The organism is Pseudoduganella sp. R-34, from assembly GCF_049904655.1.
Classification (GTDB): Bacteria; Pseudomonadota; Gammaproteobacteria; order Burkholderiales; family Burkholderiaceae_D; genus Rugamonas.
Genome location: NZ_CP184572.1, coordinates 1665867 through 1681463 on the forward strand (window position 1 = coordinate 1665867; position 15597 = coordinate 1681463).

General features: G+C 61.5%; 11 protein-coding genes. 6 read left to right on the top strand and 5 right to left on the bottom strand.

Annotation, left to right across the window (positions count from 1 at the left end; translation table 11 throughout):
- Window positions 1-416: 416 nt before the first annotated feature.
- The 5 genes from ACN9MW_RS07810 (at window position 417) to ACN9MW_RS07830 (ending at window position 9134) form a co-directional block, all read left to right on the top strand.
- On the top strand, window positions 417-3851 hold the full coding sequence (locus ACN9MW_RS07810) for a TonB-dependent receptor domain-containing protein (protein WP_426169434.1): 3435 nt from the start codon (window positions 417-419) through the stop codon (window positions 3849-3851).
- Window positions 3852-3975: 124 nt separating this feature from the next.
- The gene (locus ACN9MW_RS07815; protein ID WP_426169436.1) at window positions 3976-5634 is read left to right on the top strand and encodes a bifunctional metallophosphatase/5'-nucleotidase; all 1659 of its coding nucleotides are present in this window, start codon (window positions 3976-3978) and stop codon (window positions 5632-5634) included.
- Between the two features lie 13 nt (window positions 5635-5647).
- A complete protein-coding gene (locus tag ACN9MW_RS07820; protein WP_426169438.1) occupies window positions 5648-6904 on the top strand; it encodes a phospholipase D-like domain-containing protein in 1257 nt (418 codons plus the stop codon).
- Window positions 6901-7926 carry a S1/P1 nuclease gene (locus tag ACN9MW_RS07825; RefSeq protein ID WP_426169440.1) on the top strand — a complete coding sequence of 342 codons (1026 nt, stop codon included), beginning with the start codon at window positions 6901-6903 and terminating at the stop codon, window positions 7924-7926. The genes ACN9MW_RS07820 and ACN9MW_RS07825 overlap by 4 nt, the downstream gene beginning before the upstream one ends.
- 11 nt (window positions 7927-7937) lie before the next feature.
- Window positions 7938-9134, top strand: coding sequence for an MFS transporter (locus ACN9MW_RS07830; protein WP_426169443.1), 1197 nt, complete (start codon window positions 7938-7940; stop codon window positions 9132-9134).
- Here ACN9MW_RS07830 and ACN9MW_RS07835 read toward each other — a convergent pair.
- The gene (locus tag ACN9MW_RS07835) at window positions 9124-10020 is read right to left on the bottom strand and encodes a hypothetical protein (RefSeq protein ID WP_426169446.1); all 897 of its coding nucleotides are present in this window, start codon (window positions 10018-10020) and stop codon (window positions 9124-9126) included. The genes ACN9MW_RS07830 and ACN9MW_RS07835 overlap by 11 nt on opposite strands.
- Before the next feature lie 144 nt (window positions 10021-10164).
- Between ACN9MW_RS07835 and ACN9MW_RS07840 the strand changes: the two genes are divergently transcribed.
- Window positions 10165-10725 (top strand): hypothetical protein, encoded by a 561-nt coding sequence (locus tag ACN9MW_RS07840; protein WP_426169448.1) that lies wholly within the window; start codon window positions 10165-10167, stop codon window positions 10723-10725.
- Here ACN9MW_RS07840 and ACN9MW_RS07845 read toward each other — a convergent pair.
- The 4 genes from ACN9MW_RS07845 to ACN9MW_RS07860 form a co-directional block, all read right to left on the bottom strand.
- The gene (locus tag ACN9MW_RS07845) at window positions 10712-11683 is read right to left on the bottom strand and encodes an ABC transporter permease (RefSeq protein ID WP_426169451.1); all 972 of its coding nucleotides are present in this window, start codon (window positions 11681-11683) and stop codon (window positions 10712-10714) included. The two genes, ACN9MW_RS07840 and ACN9MW_RS07845, sit on opposite strands and share 14 nt — an antisense overlap.
- 4 nt (window positions 11684-11687) lie before the next feature.
- Window positions 11688-12770, bottom strand: a complete 1083-nt coding sequence (locus ACN9MW_RS07850; RefSeq protein ID WP_426169454.1) for an ABC transporter permease — start codon at window positions 12768-12770, stop codon at window positions 11688-11690.
- A 2-nt stretch (window positions 12771-12772) separates the two neighbouring features.
- Window positions 12773-14302 (bottom strand): ABC transporter ATP-binding protein, encoded by a 1530-nt coding sequence (locus tag ACN9MW_RS07855; RefSeq protein ID WP_426169457.1) that lies wholly within the window; start codon window positions 14300-14302, stop codon window positions 12773-12775.
- An 81-nt stretch (window positions 14303-14383) separates the two neighbouring features.
- Window positions 14384-15382: a BMP family lipoprotein gene (locus ACN9MW_RS07860; RefSeq protein ID WP_426169459.1), complete on the bottom strand. Its 999-nt coding sequence runs from the start codon at window positions 15380-15382 to the stop codon at window positions 14384-14386.
- Window positions 15383-15597 lie beyond the last annotated feature (215 nt).

Genomic DNA, 15597 nt, shown 5'->3' on the forward strand with positions numbered 1-15597 from the left:
TTAGCCGTACTTGTGGCCCTTTCGCCACAAGTGCGCGCCTCCCTTACGCCGCCTGCAACCTTATAAAATTCTCCAGAGGCGTGCATTTCTTTATAATTCCGCCTTAACAGCCCCGGTAATTGCAGGAAAGCGTATAACGAACGGCAATTTATTTTCCCTACGTATAAATACGCAAGGGAAAATGAATTTGTGTTCAAACGCGGCTTTCAGGCATAGTTGACGGAAAGATACGTCTACTGCACTTGGGAAGTCCCGGTCGTCACACAAATGTCATATAGCTGTCGCACCCTTGTCATCAACGGTGCCTAAAATCGCTGGGCGGCTACTATTTTTGCAACATTAGTAAAAAGCGCAAATGCGGCAAGCAGCATGTTGCCGACATTTACCAATATTTTGTTCTCTTTTGGGGTATATCAATGATGAATCATAAACGGCTCCGGCTGACGCAAATCGCGTTTAGCCTGTCTCTCGTGTTTGCCGCTCCGGCATTCGCGCAGAACACGACTTCCGCCATCGGCGGTCGTATTTCTGCTGCTGACGGCAAGCCAGCAGCTGGCGCAACCGTTACCGTGCTGCACGTAGAGTCTGGCTCGGCAAGCAATGTCGTCACCGACAGCGAAGGCCGCTACATCGCACGCGGCCTGCGCGCCGGCGGTCCGTACACGATCACCATTACCAAGAACGGCGTTTCCGAAAAGCGTGAAAACGTCTACGTTGAAGTTGCTGAAACCGCTGCCGTGGACGCCACCATCGGCCAGGCCATGCAGACCGTGACCATCGCCGGCGCCAACGCCGCACGTGCCGAGAAGTTCTCGCGCACCAATATGGGCACGCAGACCTCGATCAGCGCTTCCGAACTGGCCATCCAGGGTTCGATCAACCGCAACTTGCAAGACTACGCCCGTGCCGACCCACGCGTTTCCCAGACCGACAAGGAACGTGGCGAAATGTCGATCGCCGGCCAGAACTCGCGCTTCAACTCGATGACCATCGACGGCGTGGCTGTGAACGACACATTCGGCCTGGAAGCCAACGGTTCCCCAACCGCCAAGCAGCCGATCTCGATCGAAGCGATCCAGTCGGTGCAGGTGAACGTCGCCAACTACGACGTCACCCAGAAGGGCTACACCGGCGGCAACATCAACGCCGTGACCAAGTCCGGCACCAACAAGGTGAAGGGCTCGGTCTACTACGTGTTCCGTAACGACACCCTGGCAGGCGACCGCTACAACCTGTCGACCGATACCTACACCGCACCGGCGCCGTTCAAGGAGACCACCAAGGGCGCGACCGTAGGCCTGCCGCTGATCAAGGACAAGCTGTTCCTGTTCGCCGGCTACGAGAAACTGGAATCGTCGCGCGCTGCGCCGCAGTTCGGCCCACTGGGTTCGAGCATGACCAACGTCGGCATCACCCCGGACGCGATTGCCCAGGCACAAGACATTTCCAGGACCAAGTATGGCTTTGACGCCGGCACTTCGCAGATCCCTGAAGGCCTGGCAATGGATGTCACCGACAAGCTGGTCAAGCTGGACTGGAACATCAACGACGACCACCGGCTGATGGTGCGCTGGTCCAAGACCGCGCAGTCCGAGCCGCAGTTCCCGGGCCTGAGCAATACCGGCCTGTCGCTGAACTCCTACTGGTACGCGCAACAGAAGACGATCGAGACCAAGGTAGCCCAGCTGTACTCCGACTGGACCCCGAACTTCTCGACCGAATTCAAGCTGTCTACCCGCGACTATGATTCCGTGCCAGCGGTGAACTCGACCCTGCCGTCGATCGGCCTGCAATTCTCCGGTCCTAACCCAGCCGGTACGCCATCGACCGTGTCAACCGGCAACCGCTTCCTGAACTTCGGTACCGAGTTCTCGCGCCAGCGTAACGTGCTGGGCACCAAGACCCTGGACGCTTACCTGGGCGGCAACCTGGCGATGGGCGACCACCAGCTCAAGTTCGGCGGCGACCTGAACAAGAACGAAGTCACCAACGCCTTCTTGCAGGGCGTGTACGGTTCCTACACCTTCGCTTGCCTGAACAATGTGAACTACGCGTTCAATGGCAACAAGCCGATCAGCTGCGGTACCGCGACCAACGCGCAAATCACCGCTGCCGTGCTGGAGAACTACGCCAACGGCCGTCCATCGAGCTTCTCGGTGCAGGTGCCGCAAGCTGGCCGCAGCTTCAACGACGCCATCGCGCACTTCACCCTGAAGTCCTATGGCCTGTTCCTGCAGGACACCTGGACTGTGAACGATCGCCTGAGCCTGATGGCCGGCGTGCGTGTCGACTACGCCGACCTGCCTGAGTCGCCAACCCAGAACGCTGCCGTGGCTGCTGCTCCAGTGGCAGGCACCGCTGCCACCCAGGGCCGCCAGACCGGTGGTTTCGGCCTCGACAACACCAACACGATCGACGGCCAGAAGCTGTTCCAGCCGCGCGTTGGCTTCAACTACAAACTGGGCACCGAGCGTCCAACCCAGATCCGCGGTGGCGCCGGTCTGTTCCAGGGCGCGGCCATGTCGGTATGGCTGGGCAACCCATACCAGAACAACGGCGTGGCAACCATGACCATCCAGTGCGGCAGCTCCTCGGTGACCTGCCCGACCGGCATCTTTACCCCGGACGTGACCAAGCAGCCGACCCTGGCCGGTGGTTCGCCGCCAGTTGCCAACGTCGATGTGCTGGCCAAGGGCCTGCGTCAGCCTTCCGTCTGGAAAGCTAACATTGCCTTCGATACCGAACTGCCTTGGTACAACGTCGTATTCGGCGCAGAACTGCTGAAGCTGAAAACCAAGGACTCGATCTACTACCAGAACCTGAACCTGGGTGCTCCACAGAAGATCGGTACCGACGGCCGCCCCCTGTACTACACCGACAAGGCGCTGCAGCCAGGTTGCTGGACCGCAACCGGCAGCCTGACCACCACCAACGGCACCGCTCCAGGCAGCCCACAGTGCTCTGGCGCCCGCAGCAAGGCAAACAGCAACGCCAACTACGGCAACGTACTGGTCGCCACCAACACCAAGGAAGGCGACAGCACCCTGGCGACCGTGTCCCTGAGCCGTCCGCTGCTGGGTGGCTTCGGCTGGTCGATGGCTTACACCTACACCGACGCCAAGGAAGTTTCGCCGCTGACTTCGTCGACCTCCGGCTCGAACTACGGTTCCCGTCCGGCCTTCAACCCGAACGAAGAAGTTGCTTCCAACTCCTCGTACCTGGTGAAGGATCGCTTCAACGCGATGGTCAACTTCCGCAAGGCCTTCTTCGGTAACTACAACACCACCTTCGGCCTGTTCTATGAAGGCAAAACCGGCAAGCCATACAGCTGGACCTTCAACAACGACATGAACGGCGACGGCACCAACTCGAATGACCTGATGTACATTCCTTCGGCGCCGCGTTCGGGTGAAGTCATCTTCGCTGGCGACACTGCAACCAACCACGCCAACGAAGACCGCTTCTGGGCCACTGTTGACCAGTACCGTTCCCTGCGCAACGCCAAGGGCGGCGTCGTGAAGCGGAACGATTCGTTCGCTCCATGGACCCACTCCTTCGACGTGCGCGTGAAGCAGGAAATCCCTGGCCTGTTCGCTGGCAACAAGGCTTCCTTTACCCTGGACATCTTCAACGTCGGCAACTTGCTGAACAAGAAGTGGGGTCGTATCAACGAAGTCGGCTTCAACTCCGCCGGCGGCCACGCTCGTTCCTTCGTGGACTTCGCAGGTGTTGATCCAGCTACCGGCAAGTACGTGTACCGCGTGCGTGACTCGGTGGAAGACTACGAAGTTCGCCAGGTCAAGGGCGAGTCGCAGTGGGCCATCCAGGCAACCCTGCGCTACGAGTTCTAAGCTTGAGTGCATGAAGCAGAAACGGGCCGCAAGGCCCGTTTTTTTTGTGCGTAACATATCGTTTCCCGATATGCGCCGTGAGCAGCGGGACCTGTACAATCTCCTTTTATCCAGAACGTTTCCGATGAAGACTTTCCTGCGTCCACTGGCCTTGGCGGCCTTGCTGGCTGGCTGCGCAACGCAGCGTCCCGATAACCAGGTCGAGTTGACCCTTGTCGGCCTGAATGACCTGCACGGCCACCTGGAAGCTTCGCGCTTCGATGACGCCGCCAAGGCTGGCGGCATCGATGCGGTGGCCGCCACGGTACAGGCTTGGCGCAAGGAAGATCCGGACCTGGTGGTGGTCGGTGCCGGCGACATGATCGGCGCCAGCCCGGCCATGTCGGCGATGTTTGCCGACGAGCCGACCATCCAGGCCCTGAACCTGCTCGGCATGCGCGCCACTTCGGTCGGTAACCATGAATTCGACGCCGGCCGCGTGGAGCTGCTGCGCCAGGCCAAGGGCGGCTGCGCAAATTCGCCTCGTCCCGAGAAAGCGTGCAAATTCAACCCATCCTGGGATGGCGCCAGGTTCAGCTACCTGGCCGCCAACGTGATCGACACCCGCACCAACCAGACCTTGCTGCCTGCCTACCGCATCGATGAGGTGAAAGGCGTGAAGGTTGCCTTCATCGGCACCGTGCTGAAAGACACACCGGAACTGGTGGCCGCGGGCGGCATCAGCGGCCTGCAATTCATCGACGAGGCGCAGGCGGTCAATCGCCTGCTGCCGGAACTGCGCGCGCAAGGCGCGACGGTCTTCGTGGTGCTGATCCACCAGGGCGGCCATTCCAAGGCTCGCTACGACCAGCAGTACTGCAGCGACCTCGATGGCGACATCGCCGACGTGGTCAAGCGCCTCGACCCCGCCATACGGCTGGTGGTGAGCGGGCATTCGCACACTGGCTACCTGTGCCGGGTGGACGGCAAGCTGGTGACGCAGGCTGAAAAGTTCGGCCATATGCTGTCGCGTATCTCGCTGGTGGTGGACCGCCGGACCGGCGCCGTGGTCGACGCCAGTGCACGCAATATCGTGGTGGAGCCGGGTAAATATGCCGGCATGCCGGAAGTGGATGCGCTGCTCGCTTCAGTGCGCGCACGCAGCAGCGATGAGCTGAACAAGCCTGTGGCGAAGATCGCCGTGCCTTCGATCAGCAAGCAGTTGATGCCGAATGCAGACGAATCGCCGCTGGGCCAGGTGGTTGCGGACGCCATCCTCGCGTCGGCCCGCAAATGGGGCGCGCAGATTGCATTCACCAATACCGGCGGCATCCGCACCACCCTCGAAGCCGGTGCCGACAAGGTGGTGAGCGTGGCGCAAACCCAGGTTGTGCTGCCGTTCGGGAATGAGATCGTGGTGATGAACCTGACTGGCGCGCAAATCCTGGCGCTGCTGGAAGGGCAATGGAACGGCAGCGAGCCCGACAAACGGGGCCTGCTGCAGGTTTCGGAAGGCTTTACCTATTCCTGGGATACCCGCAAGCCGAAGGGCCAGCGCATCGTGCGCGACAGCGTCAAGCTGAATGGCGCGACGATCGATGAAGGCGCCAGCTACCGCGTGGCGGTATATAACTTCCTGGCCGAAGGCAACGACGGCTTCGTAACTTTCCGCCAGGGCAGCAACCAGGCGGCGACCGGCGTGCGCGATGTCGATTCGCTGCGCGGCTACCTGGTGCGCCTGGAGCAGGACAACAAGCCGGCCGGCACTTACGGAGCCGTTCCGCGCATCATTCGCATCAAGTAAGGAAAGGAAGGCTATGCGCCGCTATCTCCTCGCAGCCGCACTAGCTGCATGTTTCACCAGCGCCCATGCGGCTTTCCAGATCCCGGGCTTTGAGCTGGTGCAGACCGCGCCGGTTGAAACCACGCTGAAGAGCGACGACCTGCGCGGTCCCGCCGAGGTCTGGACCGAGTTGTTCGACAACGCGAAATCGGAAATCTGCATCGGCCAGTTCTACATCGCAAGCGTGCCGGGCGCGCCGTTCGAGAAGGTGATCGAGCGGCTGGAAGCGGCCGGCAAGCGCGGCGTGAAAATCCGCTTCCTGATCGACAAGAAGGGCGTGACGGGCCTGTCCGACAAGGCCACCGTGGAACGCGTGCACGCCATCCCGAACCTCGAGATGCGCGTACTGGACGTCAGCCAGCTCACAGGCAACGGCATCATTCATGCCAAATACCTGACCGTGGACCGCAAGCAGGCCTTTATCGGCAGCCAGAATTTCGACTGGCGTGCGTTCACGCACATCCACGAAACCGGCTTGCGCATCAGCGATGCCCGGATCGTCGGCCAGGTGCAGGCGATCTTCGAGCAGGACTGGTCCGCGCAAGCGGCCCTGGCCGCCGGCAAGACGGTCGCGCCGCTGCAAGCCAAGGCCCCCATCCTGGCCAGCGCGCCCGCGGCCGCCACCCTGGCGTCGACGCTGCCGGCTGAGGCCAATTTCCTGGTCGCGAGCCCGGCCGGCTTCAACCCGGCCGGCGTGCCCGATTCGGAAGTCGTGTTGCCGGCGCTGTTGGCCGACGCGAAACAGGAAATCCGCGTTTCGATGCTGGACTACGCGCCATTGAGCTACGGCCCGAACGGCACGCGCCCGTTCTACGCGGTCGTCGACAATGCGCTGCGCGCCGCCGCCACGCGCGGGGTCAAGGTCAAGCTGCTGGTGTCCAACTGGAACCTCGAGGCGCCTGCCATCCAGCACCTGAAATCTCTGGCCATGCTGCCGAACGTGGAAGCGCGCATCGTAACGATTCCGAAAGCCTCCACCGGCTTCATTCCATTTGCCCGCGTATGGCATAGCAAGACCCTGGTCATCGACGGCAAGCTGGCATGGGTCGGCACCAGCAACTGGGCCGGCGGCTATTTCGACCTGTCGCGCAATATGGAAGTGGTGATGCGCAACGAAGCCATGGCCAAGCGCCTGTATGCGCTGCAGGAGCAGGCCTGGATCTCGCAGTATGCAGAGCCGCTGGACGTCAGCAAGAACTACCCGAAACCGAACAAAGGCAAAGAAGAATGAAGAAACTCGCATTGATCGCGGCGCTGTCCGGCGCCTTCCTGTCCCCCAACGCCATGGCCTGGGGTAACGCAGGCCACCGCATCGTTGGCGCGATCGCGGATAATCTGATCAAGGGCTCCAACGCGGAGAAGCAGGTCAAGGCCCTGCTGCAACCGGGAGAAGACCTGGAAAAGATCGCCAACTGGGCTGACTGCGTGAAGGGCACTTTCTGCGGCCCGCAGACGCAGGAAATGAACGATTACGTGGCGGCGCATCCCAAGCACAGCGAATACCACTACACCGACGTGCCGTTCCAGCTGACCGAATACCACCTGCACGGCGCGGGCACGTCTGAACATGACGTGGTGCAGGTACTGCAGCAATGCATCGCCACCTTGCAGGGCAAGGGCGACGGCAAGTTCACGCCGCGCCAGGCGCTGCTGATCCTGACCCACCTGGCCGGCGATATCCACCAGCCGCTGCATGTTGGCGCGGCCTTCGTCGACAAGGAAGGCAAGTTCGTGGTGCCGAAGTCCGACAAGGAAATCGACTCCCTGAACATCTTCGATTCGCGCGGCGGCAACAACCTGCAGATGGATGAAGCGGCACTGGCCGCGGCCAGCGCCAAGAGCGGCATCCCCGCTGGCGACGAGGCTCCATCCAAGTACCCGACCAAGCCGTTCCACTCCTATTGGGACACCACGGTAGTCGACTACGCCATGCGCCGCAGCAGCATGCGCACGGTGGACAAGTTCAGCCAATGGGCGATCGACGGCAAACCGGTCGTCACGCTGCCGAAGGGCGAGGCGATCACCTGGCCCGCGCAATGGGCCAACGATTCGCTGGTGGCCGCCAAGCAGGCTTACGCCGACGTCAAAGTGGGCGTGGCCAGCAAGCAGACCAGCCGCAACGGCGAGAGCTACACCGTGTGGGCGATGACCGTGCCGGACAGCTATCCAGTGCCATCGTCCGCCCTCGCGCGCGAGCAGTTGATCAAGGGCGGCTACAACCTGGCCGGCCTGCTGCAAAAGATCTGGCCATAAAGCCGTAGACGATGGCCTCCCAGCTCCCACCGAATACCCGGCTTCCTGCCAGTATCTGGGTGCTGGGGCTGGTAAGCATGCTGATGGACATTTCATCGGAAATGATCCACAGCCTGCTTCCCCTGTTCATGGTCGGAACGCTCGGCGCTAGCGGCCTGGCAGTGGGCATCCTGGAAGGCCTGGCGGAAGCCACAGCGCTGTGCGTGAAAGTATTTTCTGGCGCATTGAGCGACTACCTTGGCAAGCGCAAACTGCTGGTCGCTTGCGGCTACGGCCTGGCCGCCCTGTCGAAGCCCTTGTTTGCCATCGCAGGTTCGATGCCGGTGGTTGCCACGGCCCGCCTGCTGGACCGGATGGGAAAGGGCATTCGCGGCGCGCCGCGCGACGCCATGCTTGCCGACCTGGCGCCTCAGTCCATGCGCGGAGCGGCATTTGGTTTGCGCCAAGCCCTGGACACCGTGGGCGCCTGTGCCGGCCCCTTGCTTGCATCGGGCTTGATGCTGTTGTGGGCGAATGACTTCAGAAAAGTGTTCTGGATCGCGGCGATTCCAGCTTCGCTTTCCGTGTTGCTGCTGTTCGTGGGGGTACGTGAACCGGGTGCAAAGCATGGCCGGGAGCGCGTCAATCCTCTGCGCCGCGACCAGTTGCGCCAGTTGGACCGGCAATTCTGGTGGCTGGCAGCCCTGGGCGTATTGTTCATGCTGGCCCGCTTCAGCGAAGCGTTCCTGGTCTTGCGCGCACAGGAGCGCGGCATGGCCCTGCAACAGGTCCCGCTGGTGATGGGGGCGATGAGTTTCGTCTACGCTCTGAGCGCCTATCCGTTCGGTCAATTGGCGGATCGACTGAGCGGCTCGCGCCTGCTTGCGATCGGGCTGCTGGTATTGGTTGCCGCCGATGCCGTGCTGGCGTCGGCCAAAGGCTGGCAGGGTGTGATCGCAGGCGTATTGCTGTGGGGGCTGCACATGGGCATGACGCAAGGATTGCTGTCGGCGATGGTGGCCAATGCTGCGCCGGCGCATTTGCGCGGTACGGCTTTCGGCCTGTTCAACCTGGCCAGCGGTGCGGCATTGCTGGCGTCGAGTGCGTTCGCAGGCTGGCTGTGGGATTGCTTTGGCCCTGCCGTCACTTTCGGCGCAGGCGCGGTGTTTGCCTTGCTGGCGCTTGCGGTGCTGCCCTTCTTGCCGCGCCGCCCCCAGTCTAGGGCTTGAACCACAATTCGCTGCGCTGGAGCGGGGTGTCCGGCGGCAGTGCCGGGTTTGGCAGCTCAATGATGCGCCGCGATGCGATCCGGGCCCGCTCGACCAGCGGGCCTTTGTGTTTGTTGAACAGCGCTATGAGCGAGCCGTCTTTAACCATCATCTCCATGCCGGTCCTGATCCGCTCGGCGAGCCTGTCGCCGGCCGCATCGCGCCGGACGAAGAAGTAGCGGGGCAGGGGGTAACGCAGCATCAGGGTGGGTTCGATCACGATGTCCGTGTGCTGCTTGCGGATCGCGTCATATTCGTTCGGCGCCTCGTCCAGTGCGCGAGGGAAAAAATCGAAACGTCCCGCCTCCAGCATGCCAAACAGGCTGCCGGGGCGGGGGGATTCCACCACGACGATGCCGGCCGCCGACAGCACGGCAGAATCGATCCAGCCCTGGCCCTGGCCGGCGCTCAGGTGCCGCAAGTCTTCCAGCGTGCGGATCGTCGCGAAGCGCGGCAAGTCGGCTTTGCGTACCAACAGCAAGCGCATGCCCATCAGGCCCCGGTCGATCGGGATGCGCACCGGCTGGAACTGCGTTTCCAGGTCGCGCTGGGTGGCGCGGGCAATGATGTTGATGGAACCGTTGCTGCGGCCCAGCTCCTGGAGCATGCGCGGCACGGATACCGGCTCATTCGATGGCGCCAGGGTAAAGGGACCGTATTTTCCGGACGTCTTTTCCAGGGCTGCGCGCAAGACGACCCAGTCGAAACCCTTGCTGGTGTCGAGTATGGAGAAATAGCGGGGATATACCACCTGCATAGGCGGGCTGTCGTGCGCCCGTGCCGGCAATCCCAGTGAGCAAATTGCCGCAGGCAATAATTTGAGCAAGAGCCAGTTGCGCCGGTTCATCAGAAACTCCTTGGTCTATGCAATATAGACCTCCGGCATCCTCGGCACAACAGTGATCCGTGTTGCGCACGGCATACCGGCTGGGCTCGCTCCATGCCAGCCTGCTGTTAGCATCAAAGCTCGGTTTTCACGAGGGAGGGCATCATGGCACGCAAACTTGGTTTGGCGCTGGCTCTTGCTTGCGCCGCTGGCAGCGCTTGGGCTGACGAATGGCGATTCAGTTACACGGGTTTTAACGAGAATGGCGTGTTCCAGCAAGACGCGCGGGTCGATGGCGGCTTTCGGGGCACGGACATGGATCTCGATGGCGTCATTTCCCTGCCGGAGCTGACCTCGTTGTCTATCGCGGGGCGCGATTACCTGGATGGATGCCTGAGCCTGAGCGACCCGTACTTCCGCTGTGAGATTGGGGCATTCAGTTATAAGTTGACCGGGCAATTGACGATCGATGCCAATTGGTGGGGCAATGACGAGGCGTTCTCCGGCTGGGGCGGGGGCTTTCGCACGGGAGATCAATACTCGCAATGGAGCTATGGATGGGAAGACTGGAGCCGCACCTGGTACTGGAGCAGCCAGACTGTTTTCGACATCACGCCAGCCCCGATTCCGGAACCTGCGGCGGGACTGATGCTGCTGGCGGGGTTGGCGACCCTGGCCGGCCTGGGCCGGCGCAGGGTAGAGGAGGGTGCGCTTAGCGCGACTTGACGAACGGTACGCCGATGGCTTTCGGCGCCACCGACTTGGCCATCAGGCCGGCCAGCACAATCACGGTGACAACGTAAGGCACCATCTGGATCAGTGCGCCCGGAATGCGGCCGATCACCGGCAGGTCCACGCCTTCGAGCTGGATCTGCACGGCGCCGAAGAAGCCGAACATCAGGCAGCCCAGGAAGGTGTACACCGGACGCCAGTTGCCGAACACCATGGCGGTCAGCGCCACGTAGCCGGCACCGGCCGACATATCACGCAGGAAGAAGCCCGATTGCACGATGGCCAGGTAGGCGCCAGAGAAGGAGCACAGTATGCCGGCGATCAGCATGGCGGCGTAACGGGTGCGCTCAACGGACACGCCGGCCGCGTCGGCTGCGTGCGGGTTCTCGCCGCAAGCGCGCAGGCGCAGGCCGAAGCGCGAGTGATACAGGAACCAGTGCACCAGCGGCACCAGGATGAAGGCCAGGTAGACCAGCACGGAATGGCCGCCAATCAGCTTGGTGTAGAACCAGCCAAGGAAAGGCACGTCAGCCACGGCGGCGCTGCCAGGCAGCACCACGTCGAACAGGCGCGCGTCGCCCAGGTCAGGGGTGCGGCCGCCTTGCTGGAAGAAATACTGCGCGACCACGAAGGTCAGGCCGCTCATGGCGATATTGATCGCGATGCCGCCCACGAGCTGGTTGCCCTTCTGGGTGACGGCGACAAAACCTTGCAGCATGGCCAGGACGACGGATACACCCATGCCGGCGAGGATGCCAAGCCATGGGCTGCGTGTTGTGAAAGCGACGGCAGCCGATACGAAGGCAGAGGCCAGGATTTTGCCTTCCAGGCCGATGTCGATCACGCCGGAACGTTCCGCAAACAGGCCGGCCATGGCGGCGAAAATCAGCACCGGCGCATTGCGCACGGTGGAGACGAGAATGGAGCCCAGGTGGAGATCTTCGAAAGTCATGGTCTTAACCTTTGCGTGCTTTGAGCAGCTTGATGATGGCCGGGGCGTACAGGTATTCCATCGCACCGCAGAACAGGATGATCAGGCCCTGGATGAAAATGAAGGTTTCGGTCGGAATGTTCGGTTTTTCCAGCGACAGGTCGAAACCACCCTGGGTCAAGGCGCCAAACAGGATGGACGACAGGAGGATGCCTACCGGGTGCTGGCGGCCCATCAGGGCAATAGCGATGCCGACGAAGCCCGCGCCGCCAACAAAGTTAAGCGACAGGTAGTGGGTCGAGCCCATGATGGAGTTGACTGCGCCCAGTCCGGCCAGTGCGCCCGAGATCAGCATGACGAGGATGATCATGGCGCTGATCTTGACGCCGGCGTAGTGGGCCGCATGCTGGTTCAGGCCCAGCGCGCGGATCTTGTAACCCCAGGCCGAGCGCCACATGACAACGCCGTAGATGACCAGCGCGATAATGGCGAAGAAGAAGCCGATGTTGAGCGGGGTCTCGCCCAGGATCGGGAACCAGGCGTTCAGGCGCGGCATTTCGGCAGCGGCAGAGAACACGCGCGAGGCGGTATTCTGCTCGCCGGCCGGGATCAGGTACTTGACGATGATGAAGTTCATCAGCGAGGCGCAGATGAAGTTGAACATGATCGTGGTCACGACGATGTGCGAGCCGCGCTTGGCTTGCAGGTAGCCGGGAATGAAGGCCCACAGGGCGCCGAACAGTGCGGCGCCGATGATGCCTGCCGGGATCAGCAGGTACCATGGCAGGGATGCGTCAAAAGCCAGCATGGCCAGCGTCACGCCAAGGCCGCCGAAATACATCTGGCCTTCGGCGCCGATGTTGAACAGGCCGGCCTGCATGGCGATCGACACGGCCAGGCCGGTGAACACCAGGGTGGAGGCGTAGAACAGCGTGTAGCTCAGGCCTTCCGGGTTAATGATGGCGCTGTTGATCAGGATCTGCATCGACTCCAGCGGATCTTCGCCCATCAGGTGGATCGCCAGGGCGGCCACCAGCAAGGCGGACAGCAGGTTCAGGATGGGCAGGACAAGGCCGGTTGCCCAGCGTGGCATATCGTTCGTGGTCATGATCAGTGCTTATGCATGCCACCCATCAGCAAGCCGATGCGGGTGGTGTCGAATTCGTCGATTTTCAGTTCGCCGGTGATTTTGCCGCCGCACATCACGAGGATGCGGTCGGCCAGGGCGCGTACTTCTTCCAGTTCCACCGATACCAGCAGGATCGCCACGCCCTGGTCGCGCAGGGCCAGCAGCTGGGTGTGGATGGATTCGATGGTGCCGATGTCCACGCCGCGGGTCGGCTGGCCGACCAGCATCAGCTTCGGCTTGGCCAGCACTTCGCGCGCGATCACCACCTTCTGCTGGTTACCGCCGGAGAGCAAGCCAATGCGCAGGTCCGGATTGGCCGGGCGCACGTCGAACTCTTTCATCAGGCCGGCGCAGCGTTGTGCGATGCCTTTGAAGTCGATCAGGCCCCATTTGTTCTTGACCTTGTCCTGGTAGCCGAAGAAGGTGTTCTGCATGACCGAGAAAGCCTTGATCACGCCGTCGCGCAGGCGGTCTTCCGGCACATGGCCGATGCCCAGTTCACGGAATTTGGTCGGCAGGCCGTCGGCATCCCCGCGTTTCGGGAAGGGCAGGGCCTTGCCTTCGAAGTCCACTTCCCCGGAGGTCGGCAGCTTCATGCCGGAGAGGATTTCCATCAGCTCGGACTGGCCGTTGCCGGACACGCCAGCAATCGCCACGATCTCGCCGGCGCGCAGGGTGAAGTTGATATCCTGCAGCAGCTTGACGCCGTTGTCGTCGGACAGCTGCAGGTTCTTCACTTCCAGCACGGCCTTGCCTGGATTGTATTCACCGCGCGGCAGGTTGTTCTCGATCGGACGGCCCACCATCATCTGGGCCAGTTCTTCCTTGGTGGTATCGGCAGTCTGCACCGCACCCACTACACGGCCGCCGCGCATCACGGTAACCGTGTCGGTGATGTCCTTGATCTCCTGCAGTTTGTGGGTGATCAGGATGATGGTCTTGCCCTGTTCCTTGAACAGCTTCAAGATCTCGAACAGCGATTCGGTCTCCTGGGCGGTCAGCACGGCGGTCGGCTCGTCCAGGATCAGGATGTTGGCCGAACGGTAGATCTGCTTCAGGATCTCGACGCGCTGCTGGGCGCCCACCGACAGGTCGTGGATGGTGGCCAGCGGGTCGACGTCCAGGCGATAGCGGTCGCAGATTTCGCGCAGCTTTTTCTCGACGGCGGCGCGGTGCTCGCGCAGGCGGAAGCCGCCTTCGCTGCCCAGCATCACGTTATCGAGCACGGTCATGTTCTCGACCAGCATGAAGTGCTGGTGCACCATGCCGATGCCAAGGCGGATCGCTTCGTGGGAATTGTGGATGTGCTGCACCTTACCGTCCAGCAGGATCTCACCGCCATCTGCGCGGTAATAGCCGTAAAGGATGCTCATCAAGGTCGACTTGCCGGCGCCGTTCTCACCCACCAGGCCATGGATGGCCCCTTTGGCGATGGAGAAACTGACGTCCGTATTCGCCTTCACCGCCCCAAAGTGCTTGGATATATTGCGGAATTCAACTGCTGGCGTCATAAGGATTTTCGGGTCTTATTTACTGAAAAACGCGCCGGACGGGATTCCCCGTCGGCGCGTTCTTTTTATTGGAACTGCTGGTTAGGCCGGGCAGGCGGCGTTGGTGGCGCGGATGTCGATGACCTTGATCTTGCCATCGATGATGTCCTTGCGCGCGCCCATGACCTTTTTCTCGATCTCAGGCGTGATCACCTTGCGGTTGTTCTCGTCCAGCGCCCAGTCCACACCGCCTTCCTTCAGGCCTTTGGCGGTCACGCCGGCCTTCCAGGTGCCGTTCTTCATTTGCATGAAGGAATCGTACACGGCATTGTCCACGCGCTTGACCATGGAGGTCAGCACGGAGCCTGGGTACAGGTGGTTCTGGTTGGAATCCACACCGATCGACAGCTTGCCTTTTTCCTTGGCAGTCTGCAGGGTGCCCATGCCGGAACCGCCGGCCACGGCGAACACTACGTCCACGCCGCGGTCAAACTGGGCACGCGCCAGCTCGCCGCCCTTGGCAGGGTCGTTCCAGGCGGCGGAGGTGGTGCCGACCATGTTCGAGATCACTTCGGTTTTCTTGTCCGTAGCCTTGGCGCCCTGGGCATAACCGCAGGCGAAGGTGCGGATCAGCGGAATGTCGATGCCGCCAATGAAGCCCAGCTTTTTGGTCTTGGAGGCCATGGCAGCGGCCACGCCGACCAGGTAAGAACCTTCTTCTTCCTTGAACGTCACAGAATTGACGTTATTGCCCTGTGCAACGCCGTCGATCAGGACGAAGCGGACTTTCGGGAATTCCTTGGCGACTTTTTGCACCGCCTGGGTCTGGGCGAAGCCGATCGAAGCGATCAGGTCCAGGTTCTTGCGGGCCAGGCCGCGCAGCACCTGCTCAGCCTGGGTATCGCTGCTGGCTTGAACTTCAATGAATTTGATGCCGGTTTCTTTCTGGAAGCGCGAAGCGCCTTCAAAAGCGGACTGGTTGAACGACTTGTCGAACTTGCCGCCAGCGTCGTACACGATGCCCAGCTTCGGATCAGCCGCGTTTGCGCTGGCTGCTACCGCAACTGCGGCGATCATCATGCTAAGTTGTTTGATTTTCATGTAAGGGCTCCGTCGAAGATCGTTATTGTATATTTTTATGGAGTGCCTAGTTCCGCTTTTTCGCGCCAATCCACGCCACGGCACCTTGTAGCTTGCCAACAACGCACAAATGCAAATTTTGTACATGTACCCTTGATTAATTCTTGGGCACGTAATCAAACTGCAAACACATCTTCCTGCAGTCGAATCCGCTTCTCACGGCATGGATTCGTGCG

Coding starts and splice junctions, on each gene's coding strand:
- ACN9MW_RS07850 (WP_426169454.1), bottom strand. CDS start 12,770: ATGACCACGAACGATATGCCACGCTGGGCAACCGGCCTTGTCCTGCCC.
- ACN9MW_RS07835 (WP_426169446.1), bottom strand. CDS start 10,020: ATGAACCGGCGCAACTGGCTCTTGCTCAAATTATTGCCTGCGGCAATT.
- ACN9MW_RS07845 (WP_426169451.1), bottom strand. CDS start 11,683: ATGACTTTCGAAGATCTCCACCTGGGCTCCATTCTCGTCTCCACCGTG.
- ACN9MW_RS07860 (WP_426169459.1), bottom strand. CDS start 15,382: ATGAAAATCAAACAACTTAGCATGATGATCGCCGCAGTTGCGGTAGCA.
- ACN9MW_RS07825 (WP_426169440.1), top strand. CDS start 6,901: ATGAAGAAACTCGCATTGATCGCGGCGCTGTCCGGCGCCTTCCTGTCC.
- ACN9MW_RS07840 (WP_426169448.1), top strand. CDS start 10,165: ATGGCACGCAAACTTGGTTTGGCGCTGGCTCTTGCTTGCGCCGCTGGC.
- ACN9MW_RS07815 (WP_426169436.1), top strand. CDS start 3,976: ATGAAGACTTTCCTGCGTCCACTGGCCTTGGCGGCCTTGCTGGCTGGC.
- ACN9MW_RS07855 (WP_426169457.1), bottom strand. CDS start 14,302: ATGACGCCAGCAGTTGAATTCCGCAATATATCCAAGCACTTTGGGGCG.
- ACN9MW_RS07810 (WP_426169434.1), top strand. CDS start 417: ATGATGAATCATAAACGGCTCCGGCTGACGCAAATCGCGTTTAGCCTG.
- ACN9MW_RS07830 (WP_426169443.1), top strand. CDS start 7,938: ATGGCCTCCCAGCTCCCACCGAATACCCGGCTTCCTGCCAGTATCTGG.
- ACN9MW_RS07820 (WP_426169438.1), top strand. CDS start 5,648: ATGCGCCGCTATCTCCTCGCAGCCGCACTAGCTGCATGTTTCACCAGC.